Origin of the sequence: Bradyrhizobium sp. SZCCHNRI2009 (assembly GCF_032485115.1) — a bacterium.
Taxonomy (GTDB): Bacteria; Pseudomonadota; Alphaproteobacteria; order Rhizobiales; family Xanthobacteraceae; genus Bradyrhizobium.
The window spans coordinates 22,654-36,388 of record NZ_JAUEUH010000014.1 but is presented as its reverse complement, the minus strand read 5'-3'; the positions used below and the strand labels follow the sequence as shown (position 1 = coordinate 36,388).

Sequence of the window (13,735 nt, the reverse complement as noted above, 5' to 3'; positions counted from 1 at the left end):
CAATGATGACCGGATGATCTTCTGGCCCGCCAGCAAAGGACGACATGCGATGAAGTGTCTTCGGATCTACGCAACGCCCGACGGCGAGTCCCGCTTCGGTGAAGTGGATATCCCGACGGCGGCGGCTGTGACCGTCGCCCCCGGCGCCAAGCCGTTTCAAGTTTCCAAGCGCTATATCGCCTCGAGCGTCGAGTTTACGCAGATCCCCGCCGGTATGCGCCAGGTTGACTGGCACACCGTTCCGGGGCGGGTGTTGACCGTCAGACTGAGCGGGGCGGTCGAATACGAGACGAGCGACGGCGAGGTGCGGCGCGTCTCCGCAGGCGAGTTTGTGCTGGTGGAGGACACGCACGGAAAGGGTCATCTGTCGCGTCACTCCGTGGACGCGCAAACCGTCCTGTGGATCAGGCTGCCTGACGGCCTCGATTTGCCGAGTGCATAGTCCCTGGAAGTCGCTGCCGTCTGCCGGCACCTGAGGAGAACCCGCAAGGAAGAGCTGCGCCGAAACAAAATGTTCTTTCGCAATTTCAGTAGGAAGACCCTGTCCAGTCCCCGGGCGAAAAATATTCGACTTTCGTTTTTCAGAAAAATATGGTTCACTGCCGCCATCCCGCCTCATCGAAGAGGGGCGTCGCGCGCAATCGTCACGACACGCGAGGTGGGGAGGCGATGGCCGCGAGATGCCGAAAGCGTGCTTGCACGCGGACGAACGGCAGCTTGCGGACGTGAAGTCGCAGGGTCCTGACACCCCGACGCTGGTGTCACGTTCGCGGCGGCGCTAACGCGCCGCGCGGACCATGGTGGCCAACAAGCCCGGCGCACCAGGGAGACTGCGTATAAGCGTTAAGACCGTCGCGCAGGGAATGCCGGTTGATCGGCAGCACCTGTGGTACCTGCCGCCTGCATTTTTTTTCGCAGGCGGGCCATGGGTGAGGCCCTCACCCGGCATTCCCTGCGCCCTCTTCTGATTGAGAGGGTTCGACTGATGGATCACTCGGACGCCATGCGTCGCGAGAACGCCAGCTCATGTGTAGCGATGTCATGCAAGCGAAAGTCTGTCAGCACACTCGCTGTCATTCCGGGCTCGCGCTGCGCGCGCCCCGGAATGACGGCGTCATGTGTGGATGGCTCGCGACGACACCACGGCCGGTGCTTATGAGTCCCGGCTCGGAGGCCGGGACGACAGCGGAGTGTGGCGTGGGAGCCCGGCTCACCGCGACGCTGCGAGGGACGATGAAGCCGCCCTCACCCGTTGCGATACGTGTAGCTGTAGCCGTTGATCGCCGGGGCGCCGCCGAGATGCGCATAGAGCACCTTCGACCCTTCCGGGAAGTAGCCCTTCTTGACCAGGTCGATCATGCCCTGCATCGACTTGCCCTCATAGACCGGGTCGGTGATCATCGCCTCGGTGCGGGCGGCCAGGCGAATGGCCTCGTTGGTCTCGGCGCTCGGCACGCCATAGGCCGGATAGGCGTAGTCGTTGAGGATCACGATCTCGTCGTCGCGGACCTTGCGGCCGAGCTCGACGAGCTCAGCGGTGTTGTCGACGATCTGCCGCACCTGGCTGCGGGTCTGCTGCGGCGTGCCGGAGGCGTCGATGCCGATGACGCGGTCGGCGCGGCCGTCGGCAGCGAAGCCGACGATCATGCCGGCCTGGGTCGAGCCGGTGACGACGCAGACGATGATGTAATCGAACTTGACGCCCATCTCGGCTTCCTGCGCCCTCACCTCCTCGGCGAAGCCGACATAGCCGAGACCGCCGAACTTGTGCACGGAGGCGCCGGCCGGAATGCCGTAGGGCTTGCCGCCGGCATCCTTGACCGACTGGATCGCATCTTCCCAGCTCTTGCGGATGCCGATGTCGAAACCGTCCTCGACGATGCGGCTGTCGGCGCCCATCAGGCGCGTCATCAGGATGTTGCCGACCCGGTCATAGACGGCGTCCTCGTGCGGCACCCAGCTCTCCTGCACGACGACGCACTTCATGCCGATCTTGGCCGCGGTCGCCGCCACCATGCGGGTATGGTTCGACTGCACGCCGCCGATCGAGACCAGGGTGTCGGCATTCGATTCGATCGCATCGGGCACGATGTATTCGAGCTTGCGCAGCTTGTTGCCGCCCATCGCGAGACCGGAATTGCAGTCGTCGCGCTTGGCATAGATCTGCACCTTGCCGCCGAGCGCCGCGGTCAGCCGCGGCAGATGCTCGATCGGGGTGGCACCGAAGGTGAGCGGATACTTCTTGAACTTGTCGAGCCGAAGCACGGGTCTCTCCGTGGGTGGATGAAAGGGCCGGCCGAAACATACGAAAAAGGCGGAGAAAGGTGCTCTCTTTATTGGCCTGCGTTTTCGTGCTTACGTCCGCAAGAATTGACACCGGCAAGAGATATGTCCGCATATGACGGAAAAAATGAGAGGATCTTCCACTATTGATCTCGACCGGGTCGATCGGCGCATCCTGCAACTGCTGCAGAAGGACGGCCGGATGAGCAATGCCGAGCTTGCCGCCACCGTTCATGTCAGTCCGGCCACCTGCCATCGCCGCACCCAGCGCCTGTTCGAGGAGGGCTACATCAAGGGCGTGCGCGCCCAGATCGCGCCGGAGAAGGTCGAGCGCAGCGCGCTGGTGCTGGTCGGCGTCGTGCTCGATCGCTCGACGCCGGAGAGCTTTCGCACCTTCGAGGCGGCGATCCGCAAACTGAAATTCGTGCTCGATTGCCATCTCGTCGCCGGCGATTTCGACTTCTTCCTGAAGATCCGCGTTCGCGACATGCACGACTTCAACCGGATGCATGGCGACCAGCTGATCTCGCTGCCGGGCGTGCGGCAGACGCGCACGTTCTTTGTGATGAAGGAGGTGGTCGACAATGCGCCGCTCGATTTCTGAGCAGGCCGGGCATTGAACCGGTGGCGCCGCATCGGCGACTTACCAGCGCGTGAGCTCGCTCACATCAGCAACCGACATCGCGGAGACACGGATGAAAAGGCTGTTGGCCGTCGCGGCTTTGGTTCTGGCCAGCAGTGCCGCCGAGGCGCAATACGTCATCGAGTATGGCGGCAAGACGATCCGCATCGATCCCGACCGCGGCACCGTGCAGATCCCCGGCGTCTACGACAATACCGAGCAGAAGAAGACCAAGCGCACCAAGCGCGACCAGGACAATACGGCCAAGCCGCCTCCGGCGCCCACCGAGGCGGCGGTCACGCCGGCCCCGCCCGCGCAGGCTCCGGCTACGACCGCGCCCCCTGCTCCCGTCCCTGCGGCGCCCGCTCCGACGGCAGCCGCACCAGCGAGCCCGCCGGCGGCGCCTCCTCCCGTCCAGGCGGCCGCGCCACCGGCGCCGCTGCCGCCACCTCCGGCGGCCCCAGCCGCCAACGCCACGGCACCGGTTGCGCCGCCAGCCGCTGCAACGGCCGCTGCGGCTCCTGCTGCCGCGCCGGCTCCCGCCGCCGCGCCGCCGCCACCGCGGCCAGCCCAGACGCCTGCCGTGACCACGGCAGCCGCGCCGCCCGCCGCGGCGCAGACCGCCGGTCGCGATCCCAGCTCGCCGGTCGGCATCTGGTTGACCGAGGAGAAGGAGGGCCAGATTCGCATCGAGCCCTGCGGCACCAATCTCTGCGGCTACACCGTGGATGCGAAGACCAAGCAGAACGGCGAGCAGATCCTGATCAACATGCGGCCGAGCGACAAGGCCCAGGAGAAGAAGTGGACCGGCCGCATCTTCGATCCGAACAGCGGCAGCACCTACGATTCGACCATCGCACTGAAGGGGGCGGACAGTCTGCGCGTGCAGGGCTGCGCCTTCGGCGGCATGTTCTGCGGCGGCCAGACCTGGACGCGGGTGAACTGAGCCCGGCGCGCGACGCGCCTCCAAACGCAAAGCGCGCGGCCCTGCGACCGCGCGCTCGCACCGTTCTCAGTGATGTATCAGCCGACCGGGATTGCGTATTCCTCGTCGGTGACGTGCTCCATCCAGGTCACGTGCTCGCCATTGAGCGATTCATGCATCGCGACGTGGACCATGCCGGTGGTCGGCGCGGCGCCATGCCAATGCTTCTCGCCCGGCGGGATCCAGACGACGTCGCCGGCCTTGATTTCGCGCACCGGCCCGCCCTTGGCCTGCACCCGGCCGACGCCCTGGATGACATAGAGCGTCTGACCGAGCGGATGGGTGTGCCAGGCCGTGCGCGCGCCCGGCTCGAACGCGACGCGCGCCGAGGCGACGCGGGCTGGAGCCTGCGGCGTGATGATCGGGTCCTGCCAGACCGTGCCCGTAAAGCTTTCCGCGGCTGCGCGGCGCGTGGGGCGCGAGCCCGCGAGATAAACATCGACCATTGTTCTGCCTTTCCTGAAGCTGTGTCGTTGATCAATCGGCGCCGTGAACTACTTCTTCGACGCGGCGTAGCGCGCCTTGGTCTCGGCGTTCATCGGATAGAGACCCGGCAGCACCGCGCCCTTGTTCACCTCATCGACGATCCAGGCTTCCATGCGCTCCTGCTCGGGACCTTCCGCGAGCACGTGATCGAGCATCGCCTGCGGGATCAGCACGGCGCCATCCTGGTCGGCGACGATGACGTCGTTCGGAAACACGGCAACACCGCCGCAGCCGATCGCCTCGCCCCAGCCGACGAAGGTGAGCCCTGCGACCGACGGCGGCGCGGCGTACCCATCGCACCACACGGGAAGGCCGGTGCCGAGCACGCCTTCGAGGTCGCGCACGACTCCATCGGTGATCAGCGCGGTGACGCCGCGCTTGACCATGCGGGCGCACAGAATGTCGCCGAAGATGCCGGCGTCCTTGACGCCCATCGCATCGACCACGGCGATGCAGCCTTCGGGCATGGCCTCGATCGCGGTGCGGGTCGAGATCGGCGACGACCAGGATTCCGGGGTCGCCAGATCCTCGCGCGCCGGCACGAAGCGCAGCGTGAAGGCGGGACCGACCAGCCGCTTCTGTCCCGGGCGCAGCGGCTTGGCGCCGCGCAGCCAGACATTGCGCAACCCCTTCTTCAGCAGGACCGTGGTGATGGTCGCGGTGGTGACTTGAGACAGGGTGGCGATGGCTTCGGGAGTTAGGGACATCTTGAGACTGGCGCTCCAAACGGGCTGGCTGAAAAAGCAGGCGCATCTTGCGAGCGACGAAGGCGGCGTCAAGGGCATGCGCGGTGCGTCCGGCGCATGCGGGGCTTGCGTGCACCCGATAAGGCCTCCTTATCGCAAGACATCCGATTAATTTATTGAATTTTCGAGACTTTTTGCCTTGGACCCAATTCCACTGGCGCATGAAAACAGCTAGATGAGGAACACCAACGCGGATCACTTCGGACTCATGGCCGATCCTTTTCCACCTCCTCGCCTGCTGCCCAGCGGCGACAGCGCCGTCACCGTCGAGTTCAGCCGGACGATCGACGAGACCGCCAACCGCCGCGTCCTGGCGCTCGACCATGCGGTGGCAGCGGCCGGGATCGAGGGCATCACGGAGACGGTGCCGACCTATCGCTCGCTGCTCGTGCACTATGATGCAGGTGTGATCGACCACGACACCCTTGGAGCAAAGCTGTTGGCGCTGTCGGCCGGGTCGCTCGCGCCGGAAAGTGAGGTCAGGCGCTGGCGGGTTCCAGTCTGCTATGGCGGAGAGAATGGCATCGACCTCGAGGATGTCGCCAAGGCGTTGAGCCTCACGCCGGACGAAGTCGTCGCACGCCATATCGCCAGCACTTATCGCGTCGCAATGATCGGCTTCACGCCGGGCTGGTCCTATTTGTCCGGTCTCGATCCCACGCTGCAGATGTCGCGCCGCCAGAATCCGCGGCTCTGGACGCCTGCCGGCATCATCGCCATCGGCGGCATCCAGACCGGCATCCAATGCCTTGCCGGCCCGTGCGGCTGGCACCTGCTTGGCCGCACCGCGATGCGGACGTTTCAACTGCATCGCGAGCCGACCTTTCTGCTCGAGCCCGGCGACGAGGTCAGCTTCTATGCCGTTGACGTCAAGACCTTCGCGGAGCAGGAGCGCGCCGCCGAGGGCGGCGAGCTCATCGCCGAGCGGATCGCCGCATGAGCACGCTCGTCGTCTCACAGATCGGCCCGGCAAGCTCGGTCCAGGATGGCGGGCGTTTCGGCGCGCAGCGCTACGGGCTGACGCCGTCCGGCGCGATGGACAAGCTGGCGCTGGCGGCAGCCAACAGCCTCGTCGGCAATGAGCTGATGGCGGCTGCGATCGAGATCGGCCCATTCGGCGCGACGTTCGCGGCGAAGGGCGGCGCGGTGCGCGTGGCGCTCGCCGGCGCGCAACGGCTGGCGGATGTCGCCAAGCGGCAGGTCGAGATCAACACGTCGGTGACGCTGAACGACGGAGAGCAGCTCACGCTCGGCTTTGCGCGCGGCGGCTCGTTCACCTATCTCGCCATCGCCGGTGGCATCGCCGGCGAACCGATGTTCAACAGTCTCTCGGTGAATGCGCGCGCCGGGCTCGGCAGCCCCTACCCCCGCCCGCTTCAGGCCGGCGACGTGTTCGAAGTCGCGCCCGCCGGCGATGCGCCGGAACTGCGGATCGATCTGCCGAAAGCCGGCGGCGCGATTCGCGTCGTCATGGGACCGCAGGACGACGAGTTCAGCGACGAGATGAAAGCGCTATTCCTCGGCAGCGACTGGATGGTCTCGGCGACCAGCGACCGCATGGGCTATCGCCTCGAGGGGCCGCAGATGCGCCACCTGCACGGTCACAACATCGTCTCGGACGGCACCGTGGACGGCAGCATCCAGGTGCCCGGCAACGGTTCGCCGATCGTGCTGATGTCGGACCGCGGCACCAGCGGCGGCTATCCGAAGATCGCGACCGTCATCACGGCCGATTTCGGCCGCCTGGCGCAGACGCCGGCCGGCACGCCATTCCGCTTCAAGGCCGTGAGCATGGCCGAGGCGCAGGCCGAACTGCGTCGTTACAAGGATCTGCTGCGCAGCTTGCCCGGCCGCGTCACCGAGCTTGCGAGCAGCGACTTCAACGTCGATGCGCTGTTCACGGCCAATGTGGCCGGTCATGCCGTCAGCGCAACCGACGCCACCACCTGGCCCGGAGTCACTCCCGATTAGTTTGATCACATCTCACGTTGCTTCGGACCCATCAACGAGCGGACCCTGACATGACCAGCACCGTCGATCTGAACTGCGACCTCGGAGAGAGTTTTGGCCCGTGGGAAATGGGCAATGACGCCGCCATGATCGAGCTGGCGACGTCGGTCAACGTCGCCTGCGGCTTTCATGCCGGTGACGCTGACATCATGCGGCGGACGGTCGAGATGGCGAAGGCCAAAGGCGTCAGCGTCGGCGCGCATCCCGGCTATCGCGATCTGCATGGTTTCGGTCGGCGTCCGATGCCGGGGCTGAAATCATCGGAGATCGAGAACCTCGTCGCCTATCAGATCGGCGCCCTGCAGGCGATCGCCACCGCGGCCGGTCACAAGGTCACGCATGTGAAGGCACACGGCGCGCTGTCCAATGTCGCCTGCGAGGACGACATGACGGCGAACGCCATCGCCAAGGCGATCAAGGCCGTCGATCCGAGCCTGATCTTCGTCGTGCTCGCCAACTCCAAGCTGGTGACCGCTGGCGAGAAGGCCAATCTGAGGATGGCTCACGAGGTGTTTGCCGATCGCGCCTATGGCGACGATGGACTCCTGGTGTCGCGCAGCAAGCCCGGCGCCGTGCTGCACGATCCCAAGGTCATCGCCGATCGTGTGGTGCGCATGGTTCAGGACGGCGCGGTGATTTCGGTGACTGGCAAGGTGATGAAGATGCGGACCGACACCGTCTGCATCCATGGCGACACCGCCGGCGCGGTCGAGATTGCGCGGGAGGTCCGCAAGGCGCTCGACGCGGCCGCCATCACGGTCGCGCCGTTCAAGAGGTGATGAGAATCAGAACGGATGCGTGAAAGACGTGCCCAGGGTGATCGCGGCAATCAGCGCCATCGCGCTGTAGAAGGCAACCAGCGCGACGGTTGCGCCGCGTTCGCGAATGGCGCGGGCCTGGGGCATCTGTCGCAGGGGCCTGGATATCGTGCGCATGGCCGGTCTCCTGAAGTTCCGGCCATGAGAAAAGCGTTCCCGCGGCCGGGTGCAAGGCAACCGGCGAAATAACGACAAGCCCCCTGTTTCGGGTCCGCTTGGAACCAAAAAATTCTCGGCCGATGTTGCGACTGAGAATATTCTCCGCCGGGTTCCAGCTCAGTAGACGTCGAGCTGGAACCGGCCCTTCTTCTTGAGGTCCGCGACGAAACTCACCGCCTCGTCCGTCGAACGCGCGCCGAACTGGGCGACGATGTCGACCAGGGCGCGCTCGACGTCCTTGGCCATGCGCTTGGCGTCGCCGCAGATGTAGAGATGGGCGCCGTCGGCGAGCCAGGTCCACACCTCGCGGCCGACCTCGCGCATGCGGTCCTGGACGTAGAATTTCTTGTCGCCGTCGCGCGACCACGCCAGCGACAGCCGCGTCAAGAGGCCGGCGGTCTTCATGGCGTTGAGCTCGTCGGCGTAGAAGAAGTCGCAGTCGCTGCGCTGATGGCCGAAGAACAGCCAGTTCTTGCCCGGCGCGCCGGTCGCCCTGCGGTCGTGCAGGAAGGCGCGGAACGGCGCAACGCCGGTGCCGGGGCCGACCATGATGATCGGCGTCTTCGGATCGGCCGGCAACGCGAAGCCATGCGCCTTCTGCACATAGACGCGCAGCTTGTCGCCGGGATTGATCCGCTCGGCCAGGAAGGTCGAGGCAAGTCCCAGCCGCTTGCGCTTGCCAACGACGTAGCGGACGCAGTCGACCGTCAGCGACAGCTTGCCGGGCGTGGCATTGTGCGACGACGAGATCGAGTAGAGCCGCGGCTGCAGCGGCTCCAGCGCCTCGACGAAGGCCTCGGGATGCGGCCGGACGCCGGAGAACTTCTGCAGCACCGCCATCACATCGAGCGTCGCCGCGTCGCCATCGGGATCCTCGCCCTGCGCCAGCTGCCGCGCCTTCTCGCGGGTCGCGCCGCCGGTGATGAAGGAGATCAGCTCGAACAGCGAATCCGGCGCCGGCGCCAGCGAGACGTCCTCGAGCAGGCACTGCCGCAGCGGCTTGCCGTTCACCTCGGTCATGTGCGAGGCGCCGAGCAGCGCGATGATCTGATCGACCAGGCCGAGATCATTCTTGGCGAAGATGCCGAAGGAATCGCCGACGACGTAGTCGAGCCCGCTCTCTCCGAGATCGAACTCGATGTGCCAGGTCTCCTTCTCCGAGCCCGGCTTGTTGAGCAGACGCCGCGACAGGAACGTCGCCTCGACCGGATTGTCGCGCGAGCGACCGGGCTCGCTGACGACGACGGAGACGGTGGCCGGCGCAGCCGCAGCGGGCTTGGCCGCGGCCGGAGCCTTGTCGATCTCCTCGTAGAGCGCCTTGAGCATCCGCGCGGTTTCCTTGCCGCCGGGGACGCACAGGTTGAGCCGCGCCTCGCTGCGATCGGCAATCGCATCCGAATAGTCGCTGCAATTGTAGCCGCATTGGCCGCAGTCCTGCTGTGCCATGGCCGCCATCATGCGCCGGCGCAGCGGACGGCCCTCGGCGAGCTTCATGCGCTCGCCGATCGGCATGGTCTGATCGTGCCATGGCGCCTCGCCGTCATCACCGTCGCCCGCGGGCGCGAGCACGGCGCCGTTCTGCGCCGGCGACAATGCCGTCGCGCCGTCGAGACCGAGCGCTCCGGCCAGGAAGCCGTTGAGCCACGAGCGCTGCGCCTCGGAAAATGGCGCCGTCGGAGGAATGATCTCGATCTTGGACATGGGCGTGATCTGGTTCATGCTGAGACCTACGACGAAATCTGGGCTTCGGCGAGATTGCGCAGCGTTTCGCCGTCGTGACGACGTGCGAACGACAGGAAGGTCTCGTCGGGTGAGGTGCGGTGCGCGAGATAGGCCTTGAGCAGCTTCTCGACGGTGCGGGGCGCATCCTCGGCCTTGAGATCGCGATAGACCTCGCGGCCGATATCGGCCTGCGGGCCGAAGCCGCCGCCGGCGAACAAATGATAGCCCTCGACGGTGTCGTCGCCATCGCCGACCGGCACCTTCGCGCCGATCATGCCGATGTCGCTGATGTAGTGCTGGGCGCAGGAGTGATGACAGCCGGTCAGATGGATGTTGAGAGGCGTGTCGACATCCACCCTCGTCTCGCACCAGTCGCCGATCTCGGCCGCATGTTTCTTGGTGTTGGATGCTGCGAACTTGCAGCCGGCGTTGCCGGTGCAGGCGATCAGTCCGGCGCGGATGTGCGAGGCCTTGACCGACAGTCCGATCTGCTCGACCGCGGCGCAGGCCAGCGCGACCTTGTCGTCGCGGACGCCCGATAACAGCAGGTTCTGCCACACCGTGAGCCGGATCTCGCCGTCGCCGAGATCCGCACCGATCTTGGCGAGAGCGCGCATCTGATCCGTGGTCAGCTTGCCCAGCGGCAGCACGACGCCGATCCAGTTCAGCCCCTGCTGCTTCTGCTGGTGCACGCCGATATGGGCCATCCGGTCCGAATCGGGACGCGGCTCGAGCGCCTCGTCGGGGACGCGCGCCAGCTTGCGGCCGAGCCTTGTTTCAACGGCTTCCATGAATTTGTCGTGGCCCATGCTGTCGAGCACGTATTTGAGCCGCGCCTTGAGGCGATTGGTGCGGTCGCCGGTCTCGATGAACAGCCGCACGATGGCGTCGGCCACCTCGGTCGCCCGCTCCGGCTCGACGATGATTCCTGTCGGCTTGGCGAAATCCTTGTGTCCGGTGATGCCGCCGAGGCCGAGCTTGAACCACACGCCCGGCGCAACGCCGAATCCGTCCTTCACCTCGACCGCCGAGAACGCGATGTCGTTGGTGTCCTCCAACGCCGCGATCCGACCGGCGCCGTCGAAGGCGACATTGAACTTGCGCGGCAGGCCGTAGAGCGAGCGGTCGTTGAGGATGTGGAAGTGCCATTCGCGCGCGAAAGGACGCGTGTCCAGCAGCTCCTGCGGATCGATGCCGGCGGTCGGCGTTCCCGTCACGTTGCGGATGTTGTCGGCGCCGGAGCCGCTCGCCGTCAGGCCGAGATCCGACAGACCTTCCAGCAGCATCACGGCATGCTTGGGCGGGATCTCGCGTAGCTGCAGATTGGCGCGCGTCGTGACGTGGCTATAGGGACCGCAGAGCCGGTCGGCGAGGTCGGCAAGCCCCGCGAGCTGCCAATGCTTCATCACGCCGTTGGGAATGCGCAGGCGGCACATGTAGGAGTCCTGCGCCGGCGCGACATGAAACAGGCCGTAATAGCGCCAGCGGAAATTGTCCGCCGCGGACGGCGCAGCATTGCTGCGGGCCTGCTCCTTCAGCCGCTCATAGGCATCGAACGGGTGCAGCTCGCGCTTGACCTTCTCCTGGTCGGCGAGCTTGCGCCCGGATGCGATGACCTTGTCCTGCGCCTTGATGTGAATGGCGTCGGGCCCGGTCGGCTCGGCAATCGTCGTCGCGGCAGCAGCCTGCCCGCGGCCGGCCAGCGTGACCTTGAGGCCGGCGGCCAACCCCTCAAGGTAGCGCTTCTGCTCGTCGTTGAAGTCGACTGACAAGGGTTCGATTTTCATGATGGCGGACGAAGCTCCAGCGGCCAGGACGAATGGCGTTTGCGGATGGGACGAGGATCGCGTCGTCGAACGGCCGATGGGGGGGCGGTTCAAATGAGCGATCCGACCAGCTTCGTTGCTGCGGAAATCCGGTAATGGACTGCAGTCAGCGGCATCTGTGGCGGCTGACTGCACTGCAATATTCAAATTGCGTGCCAGCCGGGACAAGCAGGAAATGTAAGAGAATTCAGAGGGCTGCTCGAATCGGCGAACCCGCGCTGGCAAGGCTCAAGCCCTCAAACGCGGGCACTTCGCCCAAAATTTGATCGGCGGAGCGAGTTGCCCAAATTGAGTACTGAGTGGAAGACCTCAGGCCGTCCAGCGGCCGATCTTGAAGGCCTTGAGGTGGCCGATCACGTCGTCCGCCGCGAAAGGCGGACCGGCGAAGGCGCCGATGGCGCCATCCGTGCCGACCGCGGCCGTGCCCATCGCCGCGTCGTAGATGTCCGGCCGGAACACGCCCATGGCGGTGCCCAGGGCTTCAGTGCTGAGGGGAGTCTGGCCCCACCGCACCATCTGGGCATAGAGCCAGGCCGCCTGGATCTTCTCGGGCCGTCCCGCCTCTTCCCGGCCCACCAGCAGATAGCGCGAGCTTTCGCGGAAGGTGCCGTCCGGCGAGATTTTGAGGCGGCCGTCCAGCGTGCGCTGGAGCACCTCCGCATCGACGCCGATCCGCTCCGGCTGGGCTAGGATACGCGCGGCTTCTGCGTGGTTCTGCTCGATGAATTCGGCGGCCTTGGCGCAGGCGCGGACCAGGCCGGCGAGGGCGTCGGGATTCTTGTCAGCCCAGCTCTGCCTGACCGCCAGCACCTTTTCGGCCGCGCGCACCAGCACGTCAGACACGAAGTGGAGAATATGGCCGATGCCGAGATCGACCGCGATCGAGTTCCACGGTGCTCCGACGCAGAACGCGTCGACGTGACCGTTGGCGATGCTCTCCACCATGTAGGGCGGCGGCAGCACCACGAGACGGACGTCCTCATCGGGGTCGACACCGCCTGCGGCCATCCAGAACCGCAACTGATAGTTGTGGGTCGAGAACGGAAACGTCATGCCGAACGTCAGCGGCTCGGCGCCGGCCTTGCGCCGTTCAGCGACGACGCGCGCCAGCGCCAGCGCCGTCGCCATCGGGTCGAAACGATCCCCCTCGAGGTGGGCCATGATCGCCGCATGCAGCGCTGGCGTCACGGTGATCGCGTTGCCATTCACTCCGAGATTGAAGGGAGCCACGATCGGCACCTTGACATGGCCGATGCCCAGGCTCGACGCAATGGCGACGGGAGCCAGCAGATGCGCCGCGTGGAACAGGCCGATGTTGAGCTTGTCGCGCACGTTCGACCATGACACTTCGCGGACCAGCGTGACATCGAGACCTTCAGCCGCGGTGAATCCGTTGTCGACGGCGACGATCAGCGCGGCGGCATCGACCAGCGGGATGAAGCCAATGCGAAGCGGGCCGGTCATTTCAACATCTCCGAGGCGGTCAGGATCGATTGCGCGATCTCGCCGATCTTCTTCTTTTCGCGCATCGCCGTGGAGCGCAACAGCACATAGGCTTCCTCTTCGGTGAAGCCCTTCATCTTCATCAGAATGCCCTTGGCGCGGTCGATCACCTTGCGGTCTTCGAGCGCGGACTTGGTGCGCTCGAGCTCGTCCTGAAGCTTGGAGAACGCATTGAAGCGGGAGATGCAGAGATCGAGGATCGGCTTGATCCGCTCCTTCTTCAGGCCGTCGACGATGTAGGCGGAGACGCCCGCCTCCACCGAGGCCTGGATCGAAGCCGCGTCGCTCTGGTCCACGAACATCGCGATCGGCCGGCGGACGGCGCGACTGACCTGGAACATCTGCTCCAGCACGTCGCGGCTCGGGTTCTCCAGGTCGATGACGATGACGTCCGGATCCAGGGCATAGATGCGCGCCAGGAGACCTTGCATCTCGCTGACATGCACGACGCCGGTAAAGCCCGCTTCCCGCAAGCCTTCCTCGAGGATGGCCGCGCGGATCGGGCTTTCGTCGACGATCACGATTTTAGGCGATTGCTCGGCGCTCATCGATCACCAGGTTGTCCGGGCCCTCAC

The 13,735-nt window shown here is 65.7% G+C and carries 14 protein-coding genes; 6 read left to right on the top strand and 8 right to left on the bottom strand.

Annotated features, from left to right (window positions below):
- The first annotated feature begins 49 nt into the window (after positions 1-49).
- Complete coding sequence (locus tag QX041_RS32725; protein WP_316168018.1) at positions 50-442, top strand: hypothetical protein; 393 nt, start codon at positions 50-52, stop codon at positions 440-442.
- 803 nt (positions 443-1,245) lie between these two features.
- Here QX041_RS32725 and QX041_RS32720 read toward each other — a convergent pair.
- On the bottom strand, positions 1,246-2,265 hold the full coding sequence (locus QX041_RS32720) for a 1-aminocyclopropane-1-carboxylate deaminase (protein ID WP_316167957.1): 1,020 nt from the start codon (positions 2,263-2,265) through the stop codon (positions 1,246-1,248).
- Positions 2,266-2,410: 145 nt separating this feature from the next.
- On the opposite strand from QX041_RS32720, the gene QX041_RS32715 reads away from it, so the two are divergent.
- Positions 2,411-2,887, top strand: coding sequence for an Lrp/AsnC family transcriptional regulator (locus QX041_RS32715; RefSeq protein WP_316167956.1), 477 nt, complete (start codon positions 2,411-2,413; stop codon positions 2,885-2,887).
- Positions 2,888-2,978: 91 nt separating this feature from the next.
- Positions 2,979-3,851 (top strand): DUF2147 domain-containing protein, encoded by an 873-nt coding sequence (locus tag QX041_RS32710; protein ID WP_316167955.1) that lies wholly within the window; start codon positions 2,979-2,981, stop codon positions 3,849-3,851.
- Between the two features lie 77 nt (positions 3,852-3,928).
- On the opposite strand, the gene QX041_RS32705 is transcribed toward QX041_RS32710, so the two are convergent.
- Positions 3,929-4,336: a cupin domain-containing protein gene (locus QX041_RS32705; protein WP_316167952.1), complete on the bottom strand. Its 408-nt coding sequence runs from the start codon at positions 4,334-4,336 to the stop codon at positions 3,929-3,931.
- 48 nt (positions 4,337-4,384) lie between these two features.
- A complete protein-coding gene (locus QX041_RS32700) occupies positions 4,385-5,083 on the bottom strand; it encodes a ribonuclease activity regulator RraA (protein ID WP_257164758.1) in 699 nt (232 codons plus the stop codon).
- A gap of 247 nt (positions 5,084-5,330) precedes the next feature.
- Here QX041_RS32700 and pxpB point away from each other — a divergent pair, with 247 nt between their 5' ends.
- From pxpB to QX041_RS32685, 3 genes are read left to right on the top strand one after another with little or no spacing between them, the layout of a single operon-like run.
- Positions 5,331-6,062: a 5-oxoprolinase subunit PxpB gene (pxpB, locus tag QX041_RS32695; RefSeq protein WP_316167951.1), complete on the top strand. Its 732-nt coding sequence runs from the start codon at positions 5,331-5,333 to the stop codon at positions 6,060-6,062.
- Complete coding sequence (locus QX041_RS32690) at positions 6,059-7,093, top strand: biotin-dependent carboxyltransferase family protein (protein ID WP_315711977.1); 1,035 nt, start codon at positions 6,059-6,061, stop codon at positions 7,091-7,093. Before pxpB ends, QX041_RS32690 begins: the two co-directional genes overlap by 4 nt.
- A 50-nt stretch (positions 7,094-7,143) precedes the next feature.
- Positions 7,144-7,911 (top strand): 5-oxoprolinase subunit PxpA, encoded by a 768-nt coding sequence (locus QX041_RS32685; RefSeq protein WP_315711978.1) that lies wholly within the window; start codon positions 7,144-7,146, stop codon positions 7,909-7,911.
- 6 nt (positions 7,912-7,917) lie between these two features.
- Here the strand turns inward: QX041_RS32685 and QX041_RS32680 are convergent, their stop codons facing one another.
- The 5 genes from QX041_RS32680 to QX041_RS32660 all read right to left on the bottom strand — a co-directional run bounded on the left by QX041_RS32680 (position 7,918) and on the right by QX041_RS32660 (position 13,708).
- Positions 7,918-8,067, bottom strand: coding sequence for a hypothetical protein (locus tag QX041_RS32680; RefSeq protein WP_316167949.1), 150 nt, complete (start codon positions 8,065-8,067; stop codon positions 7,918-7,920).
- Positions 8,068-8,226: 159 nt separating this feature from the next.
- Positions 8,227-9,828 carry a sulfite reductase subunit alpha gene (locus QX041_RS32675; RefSeq protein ID WP_316167947.1) on the bottom strand — a complete coding sequence of 534 codons (1,602 nt, stop codon included), beginning with the start codon at positions 9,826-9,828 and terminating at the stop codon, positions 8,227-8,229.
- A gap of 8 nt (positions 9,829-9,836) precedes the next feature.
- Positions 9,837-11,618 (bottom strand): NirA family protein, encoded by a 1,782-nt coding sequence (locus tag QX041_RS32670; RefSeq protein WP_316167945.1) that lies wholly within the window; start codon positions 11,616-11,618, stop codon positions 9,837-9,839.
- A 348-nt stretch (positions 11,619-11,966) separates the two neighbouring features.
- The gene (locus tag QX041_RS32665) at positions 11,967-13,121 is read right to left on the bottom strand and encodes a CmpA/NrtA family ABC transporter substrate-binding protein (RefSeq protein WP_315751585.1); all 1,155 of its coding nucleotides are present in this window, start codon (positions 13,119-13,121) and stop codon (positions 11,967-11,969) included.
- A complete protein-coding gene (locus QX041_RS32660) occupies positions 13,118-13,708 on the bottom strand; it encodes an ANTAR domain-containing response regulator (protein ID WP_008965342.1) in 591 nt (196 codons plus the stop codon). The genes QX041_RS32665 and QX041_RS32660 overlap by 4 nt, the downstream gene beginning before the upstream one ends.
- Between the last annotated feature and the right edge of the window lie 27 nt (positions 13,709-13,735).

What these genes read in the sequence shown, in the direction of transcription:
- QX041_RS32665 (WP_315751585.1), bottom strand. Translation starts at nt 13,121, where the DNA reads ATGACCGGCCCGCTTCGCATTGGCTTCATCCCGCTGGTCGATGCCGCC.
- pxpB (WP_316167951.1), top strand. Translation starts at nt 5,331, where the DNA reads ATGGCCGATCCTTTTCCACCTCCTCGCCTGCTGCCCAGCGGCGACAGC.
- QX041_RS32690 (WP_315711977.1), top strand. Translation starts at nt 6,059, where the DNA reads ATGAGCACGCTCGTCGTCTCACAGATCGGCCCGGCAAGCTCGGTCCAG.
- QX041_RS32725 (WP_316168018.1), top strand. Translation starts at nt 50, where the DNA reads ATGAAGTGTCTTCGGATCTACGCAACGCCCGACGGCGAGTCCCGCTTC.
- QX041_RS32705 (WP_316167952.1), bottom strand. Translation starts at nt 4,336, where the DNA reads ATGGTCGATGTTTATCTCGCGGGCTCGCGCCCCACGCGCCGCGCAGCC.
- QX041_RS32675 (WP_316167947.1), bottom strand. Translation starts at nt 9,828, where the DNA reads ATGAACCAGATCACGCCCATGTCCAAGATCGAGATCATTCCTCCGACG.
- QX041_RS32680 (WP_316167949.1), bottom strand. Translation starts at nt 8,067, where the DNA reads ATGCGCACGATATCCAGGCCCCTGCGACAGATGCCCCAGGCCCGCGCC.
- QX041_RS32685 (WP_315711978.1), top strand. Translation starts at nt 7,144, where the DNA reads ATGACCAGCACCGTCGATCTGAACTGCGACCTCGGAGAGAGTTTTGGC.
- QX041_RS32660 (WP_008965342.1), bottom strand. Translation starts at nt 13,708, where the DNA reads ATGAGCGCCGAGCAATCGCCTAAAATCGTGATCGTCGACGAAAGCCCG.
- QX041_RS32710 (WP_316167955.1), top strand. Translation starts at nt 2,979, where the DNA reads ATGAAAAGGCTGTTGGCCGTCGCGGCTTTGGTTCTGGCCAGCAGTGCC.
- QX041_RS32670 (WP_316167945.1), bottom strand. Translation starts at nt 11,618, where the DNA reads ATGAAAATCGAACCCTTGTCAGTCGACTTCAACGACGAGCAGAAGCGC.
- QX041_RS32700 (WP_257164758.1), bottom strand. Translation starts at nt 5,083, where the DNA reads ATGTCCCTAACTCCCGAAGCCATCGCCACCCTGTCTCAAGTCACCACC.
- QX041_RS32715 (WP_316167956.1), top strand. Translation starts at nt 2,411, where the DNA reads ATGAGAGGATCTTCCACTATTGATCTCGACCGGGTCGATCGGCGCATC.